General features: G+C 34.9%; 18 protein-coding genes and 1 pseudogene. 4 read left to right on the forward strand and 15 right to left on the reverse strand.

Features of this window, described 5'->3' with window-relative positions; genetic code table 11:
* Positions 1 to 78: 78 nt before the first annotated feature.
* The 8 genes and pseudogenes from ACYIAM_RS01070 to ACYIAM_RS01105 all read right to left on the reverse strand — a co-directional run bounded on the left by ACYIAM_RS01070 (position 79) and on the right by ACYIAM_RS01105 (position 6,443).
* The gene (locus ACYIAM_RS01070) at positions 79 to 393 is read right to left on the reverse strand and encodes an aldose epimerase family protein (RefSeq protein ID WP_483746957.1); all 315 of its coding nucleotides are present in this window, start codon (positions 391 to 393) and stop codon (positions 79 to 81) included.
* A 306-nt stretch (positions 394 to 699) separates the two neighbouring features.
* Positions 700 to 964 (reverse strand): annotated as a pseudogene (locus ACYIAM_RS01075) (galactose-1-phosphate uridylyltransferase); the annotation flags it as partial.
* A gap of 46 nt (positions 965 to 1,010) precedes the next feature.
* Positions 1,011 to 2,027: a UDP-glucose 4-epimerase GalE gene (galE, locus tag ACYIAM_RS01080; protein ID WP_483746942.1), complete on the reverse strand. Its 1,017-nt coding sequence runs from the start codon at positions 2,025 to 2,027 to the stop codon at positions 1,011 to 1,013.
* A gap of 26 nt (positions 2,028 to 2,053) precedes the next feature.
* Positions 2,054 to 2,281, reverse strand: coding sequence for an MFS transporter (locus tag ACYIAM_RS01085; RefSeq protein WP_483746943.1), 228 nt, complete (start codon positions 2,279 to 2,281; stop codon positions 2,054 to 2,056).
* 238 nt (positions 2,282 to 2,519) lie between these two features.
* Positions 2,520 to 3,683, reverse strand: coding sequence for a histidine-type phosphatase (locus ACYIAM_RS01090; protein ID WP_483746944.1), 1,164 nt, complete (start codon positions 3,681 to 3,683; stop codon positions 2,520 to 2,522).
* Entirely contained in the window at positions 3,680 to 4,405 is a 726-nt protein-coding gene (gene nfsA, locus ACYIAM_RS01095) for an oxygen-insensitive NADPH nitroreductase (RefSeq protein ID WP_483746945.1), read from the reverse strand. Before nfsA ends, ACYIAM_RS01090 begins: the two co-directional genes overlap by 4 nt.
* Before the next feature lie 18 nt (positions 4,406 to 4,423).
* Entirely contained in the window at positions 4,424 to 5,125 is a 702-nt protein-coding gene (gene trmB, locus ACYIAM_RS01100) for a tRNA (guanosine(46)-N7)-methyltransferase TrmB (RefSeq protein ID WP_483746946.1), read from the reverse strand.
* Positions 5,126 to 5,906: 781 nt separating this feature from the next.
* Positions 5,907 to 6,443, reverse strand: coding sequence for a hypothetical protein (locus ACYIAM_RS01105; protein ID WP_483746947.1), 537 nt, complete (start codon positions 6,441 to 6,443; stop codon positions 5,907 to 5,909).
* Between the two features lie 188 nt (positions 6,444 to 6,631).
* On the opposite strand from ACYIAM_RS01105, the gene ACYIAM_RS01110 reads away from it, so the two are divergent.
* On the forward strand, positions 6,632 to 6,766 hold the full coding sequence (locus tag ACYIAM_RS01110; RefSeq protein WP_483746948.1) for a hypothetical protein: 135 nt from the start codon (positions 6,632 to 6,634) through the stop codon (positions 6,764 to 6,766).
* Between the two features lie 433 nt (positions 6,767 to 7,199).
* Here ACYIAM_RS01110 and ACYIAM_RS01115 read toward each other — a convergent pair whose 3' ends face one another.
* From ACYIAM_RS01115 to mazG, 3 genes are all read right to left on the reverse strand, one after another.
* Positions 7,200 to 7,892 (reverse strand): glutathione S-transferase family protein, encoded by a 693-nt coding sequence (locus tag ACYIAM_RS01115; protein WP_483746949.1) that lies wholly within the window; start codon positions 7,890 to 7,892, stop codon positions 7,200 to 7,202.
* Between the two features lie 71 nt (positions 7,893 to 7,963).
* Complete coding sequence (locus ACYIAM_RS01120; RefSeq protein ID WP_065638500.1) at positions 7,964 to 8,404, reverse strand: phage holin family protein; 441 nt, start codon at positions 8,402 to 8,404, stop codon at positions 7,964 to 7,966.
* Positions 8,397 to 9,200, reverse strand: a complete 804-nt coding sequence (mazG, locus tag ACYIAM_RS01125; protein WP_202984966.1) for a nucleoside triphosphate pyrophosphohydrolase — start codon at positions 9,198 to 9,200, stop codon at positions 8,397 to 8,399. The genes ACYIAM_RS01120 and mazG overlap by 8 nt, the downstream gene beginning before the upstream one ends.
* A gap of 224 nt (positions 9,201 to 9,424) precedes the next feature.
* On the opposite strand from mazG, the gene ACYIAM_RS01130 reads away from it, so the two are divergent.
* Positions 9,425 to 11,428, forward strand: coding sequence for an OPT family oligopeptide transporter (locus ACYIAM_RS01130; protein WP_174797025.1), 2,004 nt, complete (start codon positions 9,425 to 9,427; stop codon positions 11,426 to 11,428).
* A 145-nt stretch (positions 11,429 to 11,573) separates the two neighbouring features.
* Positions 11,574 to 13,496, forward strand: coding sequence for an ABC transporter ATP-binding protein (locus ACYIAM_RS01135; protein ID WP_483746950.1), 1,923 nt, complete (start codon positions 11,574 to 11,576; stop codon positions 13,494 to 13,496).
* A 67-nt stretch (positions 13,497 to 13,563) separates the two neighbouring features.
* On the opposite strand, the gene ACYIAM_RS01140 is transcribed toward ACYIAM_RS01135, so the two are convergent.
* The gene (locus ACYIAM_RS01140) at positions 13,564 to 14,136 is read right to left on the reverse strand and encodes a TetR/AcrR family transcriptional regulator (RefSeq protein ID WP_483746951.1); all 573 of its coding nucleotides are present in this window, start codon (positions 14,134 to 14,136) and stop codon (positions 13,564 to 13,566) included.
* Positions 14,137 to 14,316: 180 nt separating this feature from the next.
* On the opposite strand from ACYIAM_RS01140, the gene ACYIAM_RS01145 reads away from it, so the two are divergent.
* Complete coding sequence (locus ACYIAM_RS01145; RefSeq protein ID WP_483746952.1) at positions 14,317 to 14,868, forward strand: HPP family protein; 552 nt, start codon at positions 14,317 to 14,319, stop codon at positions 14,866 to 14,868.
* A 217-nt stretch (positions 14,869 to 15,085) separates the two neighbouring features.
* Here ACYIAM_RS01145 and nusG read toward each other — a convergent pair whose 3' ends face one another.
* The 3 genes from nusG to ACYIAM_RS01160 form a co-directional block, all read right to left on the reverse strand.
* Positions 15,086 to 15,634 carry a transcription termination/antitermination protein NusG gene (gene nusG, locus ACYIAM_RS01150; protein ID WP_085248546.1) on the reverse strand — a complete coding sequence of 183 codons (549 nt, stop codon included), beginning with the start codon at positions 15,632 to 15,634 and terminating at the stop codon, positions 15,086 to 15,088.
* A gap of 1 nt (position 15,635) precedes the next feature.
* A complete protein-coding gene (gene secE, locus ACYIAM_RS01155; protein WP_065638494.1) occupies positions 15,636 to 16,037 on the reverse strand; it encodes a preprotein translocase subunit SecE in 402 nt (133 codons plus the stop codon).
* A 133-nt stretch (positions 16,038 to 16,170) separates the two neighbouring features.
* A partial coding sequence (locus tag ACYIAM_RS01160) for an EF-Tu C-terminal domain-related protein (RefSeq protein ID WP_483746958.1) occupies positions 16,171 to 16,295 on the reverse strand: 125 nt, incomplete at its 5' end.

The raw sequence follows: 16,295 nt of genomic DNA on the forward strand, positions 1-16,295 counted from the left end.
GAATTTAATAGAATTATTCAGATAGAATAATTAATTTTATTTGGCTTTTTATTGTGTTTTTTACAGTTATTGAATCATTTATAAAATGATCAATTGATAAGTTGTTTGATAATGATAAGTTTGATCTGGCTGTAATAAGCAGCTTGGTTGTGACCAGTTAGCATGGTGAGGGCTGTCAGGTAAAAATTGCGCTTCTAATGCCACGCCAGCAAAGTTGCCATATTCCCCATTGTGTCGATTTGGTGTATGCTGCAAAAAATTGCCAGTATAAACTTGTAACGAAGGTTTGGTTGTAATCACATTCATCATTACTTTATTATCCGACGAAATAAGCTCGGCAGCGATAGCTTTTGTTTTATCTAATAAATAAGCATGATCATAACCACCAGTTATTTGTCGTTCTTGACGTTTCTCAGATACAAGCTTTGGCTACCGCAAATCATATTGAATATAGTGACACTAACTAGATTATTATTGGTGATACTATTGGCATAGGTGGGTAAATGATAGTGATTTTCTGCTGTGACGGAACGGAATGTAATAAAGGAGCAATGGCAAGCCAGCGTTTAGTTCGACATAATCAACTAATAAACTGTTCTGATATTTTTCAAAATAATTTCATATAGTTAGATCGTTGCGCGCAATCTCATTGGGTAAAAAGCAATTAGCCCTAATAGCGGACAAAACAAATTCAGATAATGTTTTACTGTGATCAGGTGAAAAACAGATCATTCGACTAGTGCCTTTTGCGATTTGTAGCTGGAATAATGGATCGCGATTTTTAGGCGTAGTTTTTTCATTAATGCTAAAAAATTATTAGTAAAAACAAATAATACATTATAATGAGGGGATGATATTTCTTGTTGTCCTTGCATAGGCGTTTTGCCATACGTGGAAAAACAAGCACCCATTGATTGATCAATGGGCTGTGACAACGATGAGGATGAACAACAGGATTAAAAATATCCTTTTTTGCATCTTCTTTTAATTTTGCACGTTTTACTTATTTGTTAATCAGGGTAACCTTGAGGGTTATTAGATTGCCAATTCCATGAGTCTTTTACCATGTCATCAAGTGTAAGTTTGGTTTTCCAATCCAGGATTTTTTCAGCTTTATTAGCATCTGCCCAAAATGCGGGTAAATCACCAGTTCGCCTTGGTGCAAAATGCCAATTAAGTGGTTTCCCTGACGCTTTTTCAAACGCTTTGATAACTTGTAATACGCTGTAACCCACACCTGAACCTAAATTATAAATATGTACACCTGTTTTGTTATGATCAGCTTTGAGTGCAGCAATATGCCCATCAGCCAAATCAACGACATGAATAAAATCACGAACACAAGTGCCATCTGTTGTTGGATAATCATTGCCAAAAACTGCTAATGATTCCCGCTTACCTACAGCAACTTGGGTAATATAAGGCATAAGATTATTAGGAATGCCGAGTGGATCTTCGCCCATTAATCCGCTTGGATGTGCACCAACAGGGTTAAAATAGCGTAGTAAAGTCAGTGACCAATCTGGTTCAGCAACGGCTAAATCCATGATACATTGCTCTACCATTAATTTACTTTTGCCATATGGGCTAGTTGGTAAACCTTGTGGTAAGGTTTCAACATAAGGTACAGGAGCGAGTTCGCCATAAACAGTAGCCGATGAGCTAAACACTAACTGTTTAACACCAGCAGCACGCATTGCTTTCATAAGTACTATACTGCCATAAACGTTGTTTTCATAATATTCAAGCGGTTTATGTACCGATTCACCGACTGCTTTTAATCCTGCAAAATGAATCACAGCTTTAATATCATGTTCTGCAAAAATTTTAGTTAATAGTTTTTCATCGCACACATCGCCTTGATAAAAATTGACAGATTGACCCGTGATTTTTTGTATTCTATCTAATACTGATACTTTACTGTTGAACAAGTTATCAATAATAATGGGAGTGTAGCCCGATTGAATGAGTTGGACACAGGTATGACTTCCTATATATCCGCAGCCGCCAGTGACTAATATTTTCATAATAAAACCTTTATCTAATGTAATAATTATAGTGATTTTCCGTTAATCTTCAGATTCTTCACTGTTCTTATGCCTCCATAGATCCGATGGCTCACGCTATGATAATGCAAAGAAGAAATCAGAGTAAAACTAAATGCGATCAAGCCTAGGAATAGATATGCTCCTGCGAAGCAGATTTTAACATACATTAGTCTTGTAAAGGTGAACATAAATATAATAGATAATAGTTTTGCAAAAATAAAAGGCAATATCAATAATAAGATTCAGCTTGATTTATTGGTATAGATTTAAACAAGTAAAATATACTCTTTCTTAAAATTAATGACATTGACATATAAATATTATTTAGTGTCTTGTATTTTTGTTCTATACCAGTGGGCAACACACTGATATTTATACACTTACCCGAAACTTTTGACAATGTACTTTTGTATATGATGAGATTATCTAATTCCCACCATGATAGGCGTAATCAGGTAATCTAATGGTTAATTATTTAGTCTTGATAGATTCCATTCGTTTTTCAAAATCTGACCAATCATAATAACCATCACTATTAACAGAAGCATTTTCCAGTTGAAGCTGATAGTGTTGTGCCGGATTATTGGCATCGAGTGCTTGCCAGTTATGGAGTTGTTCAAAGCTTTGATAAATATATTCGGCTTTAAAGAAATATTCACCCGTAGGTAAGTGACGAAAACGCTGTAAAGCCACTTTCCCACCGATGGGAGTTGTTTCAAATTGATTGGGTAACTGATAGTCTTTAAAGTTTAATATGCCAAGTAACGCTGCAATGGTACTATCGTGCCCAACCAGTAGATTCACTTTATTATCTTTGTGCATAAGATCACTTATCATATTAATAAGGAGCGTTGCAGAATGTTTGGCAAGTGTTTTAGAATGGAAAACTAAATTAATATATTGATTACGAATTTCGATAAGTTGTTGCCACTGTTCTTGGCTAGTTAGCCTGCCCCATGCGATTTGTTCTTTAGGGAAGGCTGAATAGTATTGTAATAAAAATGCATCAACGACCGAAGCGCCTATTGCAAGAGGCCCTAGCAGTGCTGGTTCTTCGTGTTTTTTAAAATAGAGTTCTGATGGAATATCGGCTAAATTACATTGATATTTTGCATATAACTTCGAATTTTTATAATCTAAAATATCAGAAAGAATTTCATAAGCAGGAGCTAGATTGCTAAAAATGTTAGCCGCTTTGTCAGCTTCATCGATATCATGCAATACGGCATGTTTAAATTCGGGTGAATCGTCTTGCAAACTAGGATCGAAGATCGGATCCATTTTTTCAATCGGGTATTTATGGTGAATAGGAATATCATATCCAGCAAAGGCACCTGTTATCAAAAATTGAGCCGTCGCGACGGTTCTTTGCAAGCTGTTAGCATATACAAATAATTCAGTATTATGTGTTGATAATTTTATATTGTTTTTTTCAAGCCAAGTTGCTAAATAGCGGCCAAAATAGGCTTCTAATACTCCACCACGCGTGGTTAAATAACCATAAGGGTGATCCCACTTTGGCCATTTAAAGCGAGTGACTTTCTCTAAAAATTGTAACGTGTTTTGTAATGGTGTGCGAATACCATGACGGCTAAGTATAACGACTTTATCTAATTGGTAATGGTTATTGTTCATTTCGTGATCCATCCTTGTTTATGCAAATAATTGAGAATAAAATCGCGTTGCTCATTATTTATTGTATTAGCAATTTTATCACTCCAACCACCGACTTTCTGATTGGTACTACGGGTTTCATAGTAATCATCCATTTGAGCATCATACTTTTTCAAAATAGCATGATCAATTGGTCGATAGTGGTTTTCAAAAAACACTAACTCTTTTGGTAATCTTGGTTTTAGTTCTGGATGATGATCGGGGTAGCCAAGGCAAAGCCCAAAAAGTGGCAGGACGTATTTCGGTATATCAAGTAATTGCGTTACTTTATCAAGATGATTACGCAATCCGCCAATATATACAGCACCTAATCCTAATGATTCGGCTGCGGTTACGGCATTTTGTGCCATAATTGCTGTATCAACACAGCCCAATAATAGCTGCTCTGCTTTGCCAAGATTAAGTTTTGGATCAATTTGATAATGGCGATTAAAATCGGCACAAAACACCCAAAATTCAGGTGCTTGGATAACATACTTTTGATCGCCTGCATAATGAGCTAGTTTTTCGCGTTTGCTGGGGTCTGTAATACGAATAATTGTTGAACATTGAATCAAATTAGAACTAGAAGCCGACTGTGCTGCGCTAACAATTAAAGCTATTTGCTCTTGAGTTAAGCTAGTCGCTTTATAAGCACGAATAGAGCGATGCCGACAAAGTAGATCGATCGTTTTATTTTGCATAGTGGCTCCTTAGCATCATTATTTATTTACAAATTGGAGATCCCAAACGCCATGACCTAAATTTTGACCTCGTTTTTCAAATTTGGTAATTGGTCTATCAGCAGGTCTTGGAATGTAATTGCCACTTGGTGATAAGTTTTCAAAACCTTCTGCTTGGGTTAAAACCTCTAACATATGTTCAGCATAATGTTGCCAATCCGTTGCTAGGTGTAAAATACCACCTAATTTTAATTTTTGCCGAATTAGCTGTACAAATTGGGGTTGAATAATACGGCGTTTGTTATGTCTGGCTTTATGCCAAGGATCAGGAAAAAAGATTTGCACTTTGTCTAGCGAATGATCTGGGATCATATTTTCTAATACTTCAACAGCATCATGACACATCACGTTTAAGTTTGATAATTGTTTTTCTTCAATCGCCATTAAGCAAGCGCCCACCCCTGGCTTGTGCACTTCGATTCCTAAAAAGTGTTTATTAGGTGCATTTTTGGCCATTTCAATTAAAGAAGCCCCCATACCAAACCCAATTTCAAGGACTAGCGGTTTGTTAGCATCAAAACAAATAGGTGCATTTGCATCATATTCAATACCAAATATAGGCCATAAGTTTATTAAAGCTTGTTCTTGACCTTTTGTTAAACGACCTTGTCGCAAAACAAAACTACGAATGGCTCTTTTTGATTTAATATTTTCATTATCTGAGTTTAATTGTTCGTTCATTACGTTATCTACTTTGGTTACGGAATTTATTAAAACTAATTAATGTTTTTTTGCTAGTTTACTCGATTTTGCGTTCACCGCAAAAGCATCTTACAGTCAAATTTTTTTAATTAATGATTTATAAAAATATATCAAATATTTTTGCTATCAGATTACTGACAAATCTCAACATCATTCGGAAATTATTTTTTACACAAATGGTTTTTTTAATTTAGATTTTATAAATTAGGCTAACAAACAAGCTAAACCATGATAATAAAGCTCATTATTTGCACTAAGTCGGATAAGAATGGCGATAACTCAATACGAGATATATCGCTCAAATAGTAGCAAATAACAAACAAGTGCGGTATAACGACCAATATCAACTACAGTAGCATTAAAGCCAAATCGTCTTTTTATTGGATTTTAGATTAAAATTCTAAAAAGTTGTCAAAAACTTTCAGATAACTATGCGTTTTAGTATAAAAACAATAGAGAAATTCTAAATAATGTTCCTGACAGCATATTATTTATACAAAAGATAAAGGGTATTATAGATGCTATTGTCCATTACAATATTTATTGCTGGTACATGTTTGTTGCTTTTACTGTAGCTTCTTTGATTTAGTTAATGACAATATTTTTTAATTAACAACTAGTTATTATTAAAAATAATATGTAGCAAAACGCGAGTTATTTACACGGTTAAAATAATCCATCAAAAACTCATAAGCCAGTTTACTCGAAATCGCTGCATGTGGTTTAACAGTGCTATCGTCGTTAATAAAATAACTCAAGTTTAAGCAAGTTCTTCATTGACTACTTCTAACTCATCTCCATTTTTATCAATTAATAAAATATATAGCCAATCAAAACCATCATGCTGTAAGTTTTGCCACGTTATTCTACGATCATCAATCAGTATTACATGACCATTTTCATCAAAGTCAAAATATTCTTTTTCTTCTTCATAATCAATACTGTATCCAATCGCTAGTTTTATTCTTGACGCAGGAACATCAAGTTTGGTAAGTGGTCTATTCTTTTTCTCTTCTTTAGAGTGACCATCACAGAGCATCCCATTATATCCGTATTCTGTGGCATCAAACAGCAATATTTCTTCTTTGCTTTCAATGGATTTTGCAATAACTTTCATGTTGCAAAATGTTGGTTCTGTTCCAGTAATATAGCCATTGTATAATTCACCATAATAGTAAATCTCGAACCATTGTTCTTTATTTGATGATTGGATATACAAAGATGTTAGCCCATTATAATCAGGGTCATTTTCTTTAATATCTACTGCGTATTTTTGTAAATAAGTAGGTATTTTCATTTCATTTCTCCCAATAGTTGTTTATCTTGATAATTTTTTAATTATATATCAGCATCTATGCTGATTCACTAATTGCAGGAATTACGCGCGTTGTTTACCGTAATTTGCAAAATGGCTGTAATGCATAGACATAACGCCGTATCTCAAACAAGCAATATAGTGCGCTTATATCATAAAGAAAAATCACCATGACCGATTTGGCTAACCACTTTACGGTCAGTTGCCCAACCATTTATCGCACCGAAAGACCTAATGAGACATTAAATAGCACGATTCCCATTGAATATAAAACACGAGAACAGATAGCGTCATTTTATAGATAAGCTGTATGCTCACTATCGGGCATTGACACAACCATTCACTTTTTAAGCTAAATTTTTGTAAAAAATATTCAGGATTCTATACCGTTTGGTAATGAATAGCAATTTCACTGTATCCCATTTTTTAAAACGTGTGATAATCATCGTATCAATTAAAAATTCACCAAACACACCAGCCCTCAAATAAATGAGTAAGCGGAAATGTGCTACGCACTTTAATAAAGACGAAGCATAATCAGCAAATGGTTAGCTATTTAAAAAATAGAAAGCTAAAAATTCAAACGATTTTCGACAAAACGCCTTATAAGTTTTTATAAAAGTATTTTCATCATGAAGTATAAACTACCTGAAGCTTTCCTCATGAAAATGATAATATGGCTTCAAATATACGAAGCTGCTATCACACAACCACTTGAAATACCAAAGAAAGTGTTCATTATCTATGTAGGCGATAAGGTTCATCCATTACAATAAACTGTTTTTCTTGCATTGCGCCATTTATCCATTCTTTAACGCTATTAGTTTGACAAATAGTGTCAATGTAGTTGGCTAACGTTGCCGATGTTTTAATACCAAAATTTTTGAGTCTTAAGCACATTGGCGCATAGAAAGCATCAGCAAGAGTAAACTCACCAAATAAGTAGTCAGATTGAGATGAATTAAGGCTTAAGAAAGAAGATAACAATTCATCAAGATGAGAAATTTCGTTTTTAACATCAGCATGATCGCGTAAAATAATTTGCCCTATTTCGAAAAACTCCGCTTCAATATTCATCGGTAAATGGTTTCGTATTGCAGGAAACCCTGAATGCATTTTAGCCACTAAACTTCGAGCGATAGCTCTTTTTTTAGTATCTGTCGGCCATAAAGCTAAGTTGGTATGTTTTTCAGCCAAGTATTCACAAATAGCCAAAGAATCAGATATAACCACATCATTATCAACTAAAATGGGGACTGTTCCATATTTCGATATTGCAGATACGGTTGCTTTAAAAATAGAATTATCGTCAAAGTTATCAAATCGAATAAGCTGTTCATCAAAAGGGATGCCAAAATGCTTCATTGCAACCCAAGGTCGCATAGACCATGTTGAGTAGTTTTTATTGCCTATATAAAGTTTGTAACTCACGTCCAATCTCCATTTAATTTAATAACATAATGGATAATTCATATTTATCTGTTTTCGTCGTTTTGTTTTTATTACAAATAAACCACATGCTTGCCTTTTTCTGGCTGGAAAGTCGCTTTACCAAATTCATCTAAGAAATAGGCAATATGATCAGCTTTATCGCCCACTAAACGCCCTTTGACTTTGTTCCATGTCATGAGGACTATCATGGCATCAGGTTCACAGCAAATTAACATGGGTTGTTCAAACTCTTCGTTCCAATAAAATTCACCTCCGTATAATTTATGGGCGGTGAGTAATAAATAACATCCGTATTCTTGCGATATCATGTTGAGTTGTTCTTCTGATATGCTGAAGTTCTTTTCAGCCAGTTCACTGATGATCATTTCAACAACCGTAATGCTTTTTTCTGAGTAATCAAGCTGATTAATGCTCCATGTTGGACTATTTAATATCGCATTTTGTGCCCATGCTTCGATTTCTTGATACAGTTCATTTTTTTGTTCAGTCATTTTTATCCACTTCGCTATTGAGTTTAATCTGTTCTAATTGTTTAACACTTTGCCACGCGTCTTCCATTTGTTCAAGCGTTGCATCAGTCAAAGCCAGATTTTTTTGTTTAAGTATCGATTCTACTTGCTGAAATCGCCGAGTAAATTTTTTATTAGCTTGCTGTAAGCAGAGTTCAGATTTAACCTTTAAATGCCTAGCTAAATTGACGGTCGCAAACAGTAAATCACCTAACTCTTCTTCAATTTTTTGTGGATCTTGCTTGTTTCGTTCAAGCTCTTGCTCAACTTCACCAATTTCCTCTTTAACTTTATCAAGCACAGGTTTTATATCATGCCAATCAAAACCAACCGAAGCACAACGCTTTTGAATTTTTTCAGCTTGCATTAAGGCGGGTATTGCTTGGGGAATATCATCGAGCAATGAGTATTGTGCTTTTTGATCACGTTCTTTTTGTTTAAGTTGTTCCCAGTTAGGTTTTTCTACCTTATTTTCGGTAAAAATATGGGGATGACGATAAACTAACTTATCAGCAACCGCTAAACAGACCTCATCAAAATCAAAGCTTCCTTGTTCTTCGGCTAAATCAGCATAAAAAACAATATGAAATAGTAAATCACCAAGTTCTTTTTTTAATTCATCCATGTCTTGCTTATCAATTGCATCCAAAACTTCATAAGTTTCTTCTAAAGTATACGATTTTAGTGATGCAAAAGTTTGAACTCGATCCCATTCACAACCATTAACAGGATCACGAAGTTGTTTGATAATAGCTTGTAAGCGCTGTAATGCGTTCAAAATATCCCCCACAAATAAGTAATTAATCAGCATCATTGTAAAGGTTTCATAATAAAACGGTTATTTTTTTAAAGGCTAATGCCAATATATTTTGATATTTTTGCTAATTATTTCACCCAAAATAATGATAAAAGCCACTAAACTAGAGCTATTTACGGAACTTCTAGGCGATAAAAGCGAATTAAGTATATAATACTCCCCTATTAAATTAACTTTATTGATATATGAATAATTTACGTGAACTTACTTTAAGGGGCACCATTCTTGGCGCTCTTATTACTGTCATTTTTACTGCATCAAATGTTTATCTTGGTTTGAAAGTTGGATTAACATTTTCATCCGCAATTCCTGCAGCAGTGATTTCAATGGCAATATTGAAACTGTTTTCGGGTTCAACTATTTTAGAAAATAACATGGTGCAAACTCAGGCATCAGCAGCAGGTACATTATCTTCAATTATTTTTGTGCTTCCGGGTTTGTTAATGATTGGTTACTGGCAAGACTTTCCCTTTTGGCTAACCTTTGCAATATGCGCCGCAGGCGGAATGCTTGGGGTTTTATTTTCAATCCCATTGCGTCATGTCATGGTCGTTAAAAGTAATTTGCCATATCCTGAGGGGGTGGCTGCTGCTGAAATTTTAAAGGCAGGATCTAAATCCGATAATAAAGAAGCTAATGATGGTTTAAAGGATATTTTATTTGGCGGCATCATTGCCTCTATTGTTAGCCTTTTTACTAATGGTTTTCGCCTGTTATCTGAAAGTACTGCTTATTGGTTTACCGCTGGCAAATCCATTTTTCAACTGCCTATGGGATTCTCGTTAGCGTTACTGAGTGCGGGTTATTTGATCGGAATTATGTCAGGCATTGCTATTTTAATTGGAACTATTATTGGTTGGGTATTTGGTGTTCCAATTTTAAGTGCAATCACCGATTATGATACCAGTCAGCCTTTATCTAAAGTTGCAATGGGATTTTGGGCAAAAGATATACGTTTTATTGGTGCGGGAGTCATTGCTATTGCAGCGGTTTGGACATTACTAACATTAATCAAACCGATGATTGAAGGTTTAAAAATATCATTTAAAAGTATGCGTTCAGATGTGTCTGGCAACGATATTGCATCAACCGAGCGGGATTTATCACCTAAAGCTATTTTATTAATTATGGGTGGTATGTTAGTTATTTTGTTAGTGACTTTTTATAGCTTTATTGCCGATAGTGGATTATCAGCAGGCATGGCTTGGACATTAGTTTTTTGCGCTGTATTATTTGCTTTTATTATGGGCTTTTTAGTGGCTGCCGCGTGTGGTTATATGGCTGGACTTGTTGGCTCATCAGCAAGCCCAATATCAGGAATAGCAATTGTTGCAGTGGTTGTCATTTCATTAATTTTATTAGGCTTAGGTGAAGCGAATGGTATGCTAGCTTCTATTGAAGGCTCCAACTTTGCCACAGCCCTTGCACTCTTTACTACTAGTGCTGTTTTGGCAATAGCGTGTATCTCAAATGATAATTTACAAGACCTAAAAACAGGTCATTTGGTTAATGCTACTCCATGGAAACAACAAGTGGCATTATTAATTGGCTGTGTTGTTGGTGCAATTGTTATTGCGCCTATTTTAGAGATTTTATATAACGCTTACGGCTTTACTGGCGCTTTACCTCGTTCTGATATGGATGCAACTCAAGTTTTGGCAGCACCACAAGCAACACTGATGACAACAATTGCTAAAGGTATTTTTGCCCATCAACTTGACTGGACAATGATTTTAATAGGGCTTGCTTTAGGCGCTGTCATTATTATTATTGATTTAATTCTTGCCCAAAATAAATCTAACTTTCGCATACCTGCACTTGCTGTTGGTTTAGGTATTTATCTACCACCAAGCATCACAACACCAATTTTTATTGGCACTTTATTATCATGGGTAATTAAACGTAATGCTTACAAAAAAGCCAAAGCACAAAATTTAGATCCAGAAGAGCAATTCAAAAAAGCTGATCGTAAAGCGGCATTAATTGCATCAGGCTTGATTGTTGGTGAAAGCTTAGTAGGTGTTTTATTAGCCATTGTGATTGTGATTAGCATCACCAATGGTGGAAATGATGCTCCACTTGCACTACCGCTCGATTTAGGTATGTTACCTCAACTTTTAGGTCTTTTTGTTTTTGTTGGTATATGTACGTTCTTTATTCGTCGTGCTTTATCAGCAATAAAAAAATAGTCCTGTGAATAATTAAATTTAAGCCCTTTTTGTTTTAACAAAGGGCTTTTTTGTTTAAATTGATTGTTTTATAACGTCCCTGATTTTGGATGATTAAAACAATTTTTATTAACCTATTTTATTTTGAATAATAGACAAAAATATCATGATAGTTTTTGATTCAATCCAAGTGCGCCGAGGCGTTAACTTGCTTTTAGATAATGCTTCAGCAACCATTAATCCTCAACAAAAAGTTGGGTTAGTGGGTAAAAATGGTTGTGGAAAATCGACGCTGTTTTCACTAATTAAAGGTGAAATTCAAGCTGATGCTGGCACGTTAAATATACCATCGCAATGGCAACTCGCTTGGGTCAATCAAGAAACTCCGGCATTAGATATCTCTGCGATTGAATATGCCATTGATGGCGATCGTGAGTATCGACAATTAGAAAAACAGTTAGATACCGCTAATGAACAAAATAATGGTCAGCAAATTGCGATTATTCATGAAAAGCTTGATACCATTGATGCATGGACAATTCGCGCTCGAGCCGCAACGCTACTACATGGACTAGGATTTTCTAATGAACAATTAATGTTACCAGTTAAATCCTATTCTGGTGGTTGGCGAATGCGATTAAATTTGGCTCAGGCATTAATGTGTCGTTCTGATTTATTATTGCTTGATGAACCAACCAATCACCTTGATTTAGATGCCGTCATTTGGCTTGAAAAATGGTTAAGTAACTACCCAGGAACATTGATTTTAATCTCTCACGATCGTGATTTTTTGGATCCTTTAGTCAATAAAATTATTCATATTGAACAAAAAAGTTTATTTGAATATACGGGCAATTATTCCTCCTTTGAGATCCAACGTTCAACTAAACTTGCTCAACAACAGTCTCTTTATGAAAGCCAACAACTCAAAGTTGCACACTTACAAAATTATATCGATCGCTTTAGAGCCAAAGCAACAAAAGCTAAACAGGCACAAAGCCGTATAAAAATGTTAGAAAGAATGGAACTGATTGCACCTGCGCATGTTGATAATCCATTTCATTTTAATTTTAAACCATCTGAATTCTTACCAAGCCCTTTGTTAATGATGGACAAAGTCGTAGCGGGTTACGATGATAAAATTATACTAGAAAAAATTAAGCTTAATTTAGTTCCGGGCTCGCGCATTGGCTTATTAGGGCGCAATGGTGCAGGGAAATCAACGCTTATTAAATTACTCGCCGAAGAACTTGCACCTAAAGAAGGACATATTAATCTCGCTAAAGGTGTTAAATTAGGCTATTTTGCTCAACATCAATTAGAATATCTACGCCCCGATGAGTCACCACTTTGGCATTTAACGCAACTTGCCGAACCGAAAAATACAGAGCAAGAACTGCGTAATTATTTAGGTGGATTTGATTTTCAAGGCGATAAAGTCACCGAGCCAGTTAAAACTTTCTCGGGTGGTGAAAAGGCGCGACTTGTTTTAGCCTTAATTGTCTGGCAAAAACCGAATCTTCTTTTATTAGACGAACCAACTAACCATCTAGATTTAGATATGCGACAAGCGTTGACTGAAGCACTAATTGATTTTGACGGTGCATTAGTTGTGGTGTCACATGATCGCCATTTACTACGTTCGACCACCGATGAATTCTATTTAGTCCATGATCATAAAGTTGAACCATTTGACGGCGATCTTGATGATTATCAAAAATGGTTAGCCGAAGCACAAAAAAATGATAACCAATCAAATGACGAAATAAATTCACCAAAAAAAGAAAATGCAAGTAATATATCAGCTCAAGATCGTAAAGAGCAAAAACGTAAACAAGCTGAATTACGTGCACAAATGCAGCCAATAAAAAAACAGTTACAAAAAGAAGAACAGATGCTTGATAAATTAACCCATCAATTAAAGCAAATTGAAGAACAACTGTCTGATCCTGCAATCTATGATGCGAGCAAAAAAAACGAACTTACAACTTTGTTACTAGAGCAAAGCCAACTTAAAAATCGATTAGAAGAAACAGAACTACAATGGTTAGAATTACAACAACAGCTGGAATCGTTTAATTTAGATTAAATTGATCATTTCGATTAAGAGGCTTTAGGTAATGGCTATCCATTGTCTTTAAGCCAGCTATTTAAATTCATAGGTTATCCTCGCCAATGTTATCGACGATATCATAGATATACATTTTTGCCTGTTCAAAATCATATCCCTCAATACCAAAAACGGATGTGCAAGATATCATACCTTCAAGTATCAACATAATCAGACAAGATGCTTGTTCACATGACTTTGTGCCTCCTAGACATTCAAAAATCCTATCTTGAATCCATTTTTTATGTTCACTAACAATAGCGCATATTTCTTCGCTTTTATTGTTATATTCAGACTTAGCTCGTACAAACATGCAACCGTGGTAATTATCATTCTTAAACCATTTTATATGCCATGAAATAATTGCATTGATTTTGTCTTTTTTCTCAGAAAAAACAGCGATAACATCTGTAAGTGATTTTTTAAAAAAATCACTCCTCCTAAGTAACACTTTACTTACAAGCCCATTTTTATCACCAAAATATTTATATAATGTTCTTTTTGATACAACTGCATTTTCTGCAACAAGCTCTAAACTAACAGGATGATAACCATATTCATTAAACAGCGATTCAGCCGCAACAAGTATCGTATCAACAATTTCAGGCTTCAATTTCATTTTTTATTATTTGTAATTGTTAGAATATTTTTGATTCTATCACAACAACTCTAATATAGTTAATTATAAATAATATTTGACCCTTATAGTTAATAAATATAAACTAAGTAAACGATATCGTTTACTTAGTGCGATTACTAGTTTTATTAAAATCCCACATTAACCAAACAGGAGAGATTTATGCTAGAAAAATTAAAAGGAGGAGAGGTGATGCCGCCTAAACCTCACGCAATAGCTATATTGAGAGGATTTATTGGGGGTGCTTTAGGGATTTTGACTTTGCTCGTAATCACTCAGTGGGCAGGTACATTAGCAATTATGGCTCCATTTGGCGCAACATGCGTCTTGTTATTTGCTGTACCTAAATCTCCATTAGCACAACCAAGAAGTGTAATCGGAGGGCATTTTATTTCGTCTTTTATAGGTGTGTTGTTCATTAATTTATTTAGTAATGGAATTATACCGATAGCATTAGCAGTTGGGACATCTATCGCATTGATGCAGTTACTACGTGTAGTTCACGCTCCAGCTGGTGCAAACCCTATTCTAATCATGATGTCTGGAATTACTGACTATTCATTCTTGATAACACCAGTACTTATAGGTTCGGTTTTATTAGTTATGGTTGCTTTAATAGTTAATAATATAGGAATCGAAGCACGCTGGCCTAACTATTGGTTGGGATATCACTTTGATATGGGTAAAAGAATAAAAAAATCTAAAAAAGAATAGATTGCCTGTATTATATTAATAATAAGTTAAATTATGATCCGATAGTGTTTTTATCTACCTTGGCGACTCACTTTGATTAAATATATTAGAAACAGAACTATTATTCTCAAATTCTCGAAAGGCATTATATTTATTTTATAAAAGAAAAACCACAAGATAGGCTCTTGTGGTTTTGTAAAAGATACTGCTAATTCAGTGAAAAAACTATATCAAAAGATTAGCTTTTCTCCACTTGACTAAAATCAAGCTCTACAGGCGTTGAACGTCCAAAAATAGAAACGGATACTTTTAAGCGGCTTTTTTCGTAGTCAACTTCTTCAACAACGCCGTTAAAGTCAGCAAATGGACCTTCGTTAACACGAACAAGTTCACCTGGCTCAAACAAGGTTTTAGGACGCGGTTTATCACCAACTTGTTGCAAACGGTTCATGATAGCATCAACTTCGCGTTGGCTAATAGGTGCTGGTCTATCAGAAGTACCACCAATAAAGCCCATTGTTCTTGGCACACTTTTCACTAAATGCCAAGTTGCATCATTCATCATCATTTCAACTAATACATAACCAGGGAAAAATTTTCGTTCACTTTTACGACGTTGACCACTTTTCATTTCAACGACTTCTTCCGTTGGCACTAATACTTCACCAAATGCATCTTCCATATTATGCAATTTGATATATTCACGTAATGATTGTGCAACACGCGCTTCGTAACCAGAATAAGCTTGAATAACATACCATCGTTTTTGTTGTTGTGTTTCACTCATATTAACGCCCTATTGAAGTTAAATAAAAGACTATTGAACGAAATAAAGAATCCATTCCCCAAAGCGACAAGCCAACAATAATAGTAATTGCAGCAATTAATAAAGTTGTTTGACCTGTTTCTTTACGCGTAGGCCATACCACTTTTCTTAACTCTTTTCGGGATTCTTGTAAAAATACAAAGAACGCTTTGCCTTTATTTGTTGTGAACGCAATGAACAAAGTTAATAGGGAAACGACTACAACCGCAATAGTCCGAACGATTGTATTAGGTTGATAAATATCATTAGGTTTAGCAAAATAAAAATTTCCCCAAACAACAAACGCAATCAATACTAGAACTAAAATCCATTTTGTTTTGTCTAGAATAATATTTGTATCTTGACTCTCGTTACTTACTAGCATATAAAACCTATGATTATGTTGTGTATAATAATATCTATTTTCCAAAATGCTCTTTCAAAAAAGCATTTTGCTAAACAGACTAGATAAGAAAGGGCATCAATTGATACCCTCTCTATGGTCGCTAATGCTTGAATTACTTAATAACTTTAGCAACAACACCAGCACCAACAGTACGACCACCTTCACGAATCGCAAAACGTAAACCTTCAGCCATCGCGATTGGGTGAATTAATGATACTGTCATTTTAATGTTATCAC

The sequence above is a fragment of the Gilliamella sp. X-60 genome (assembly GCF_057063585.1).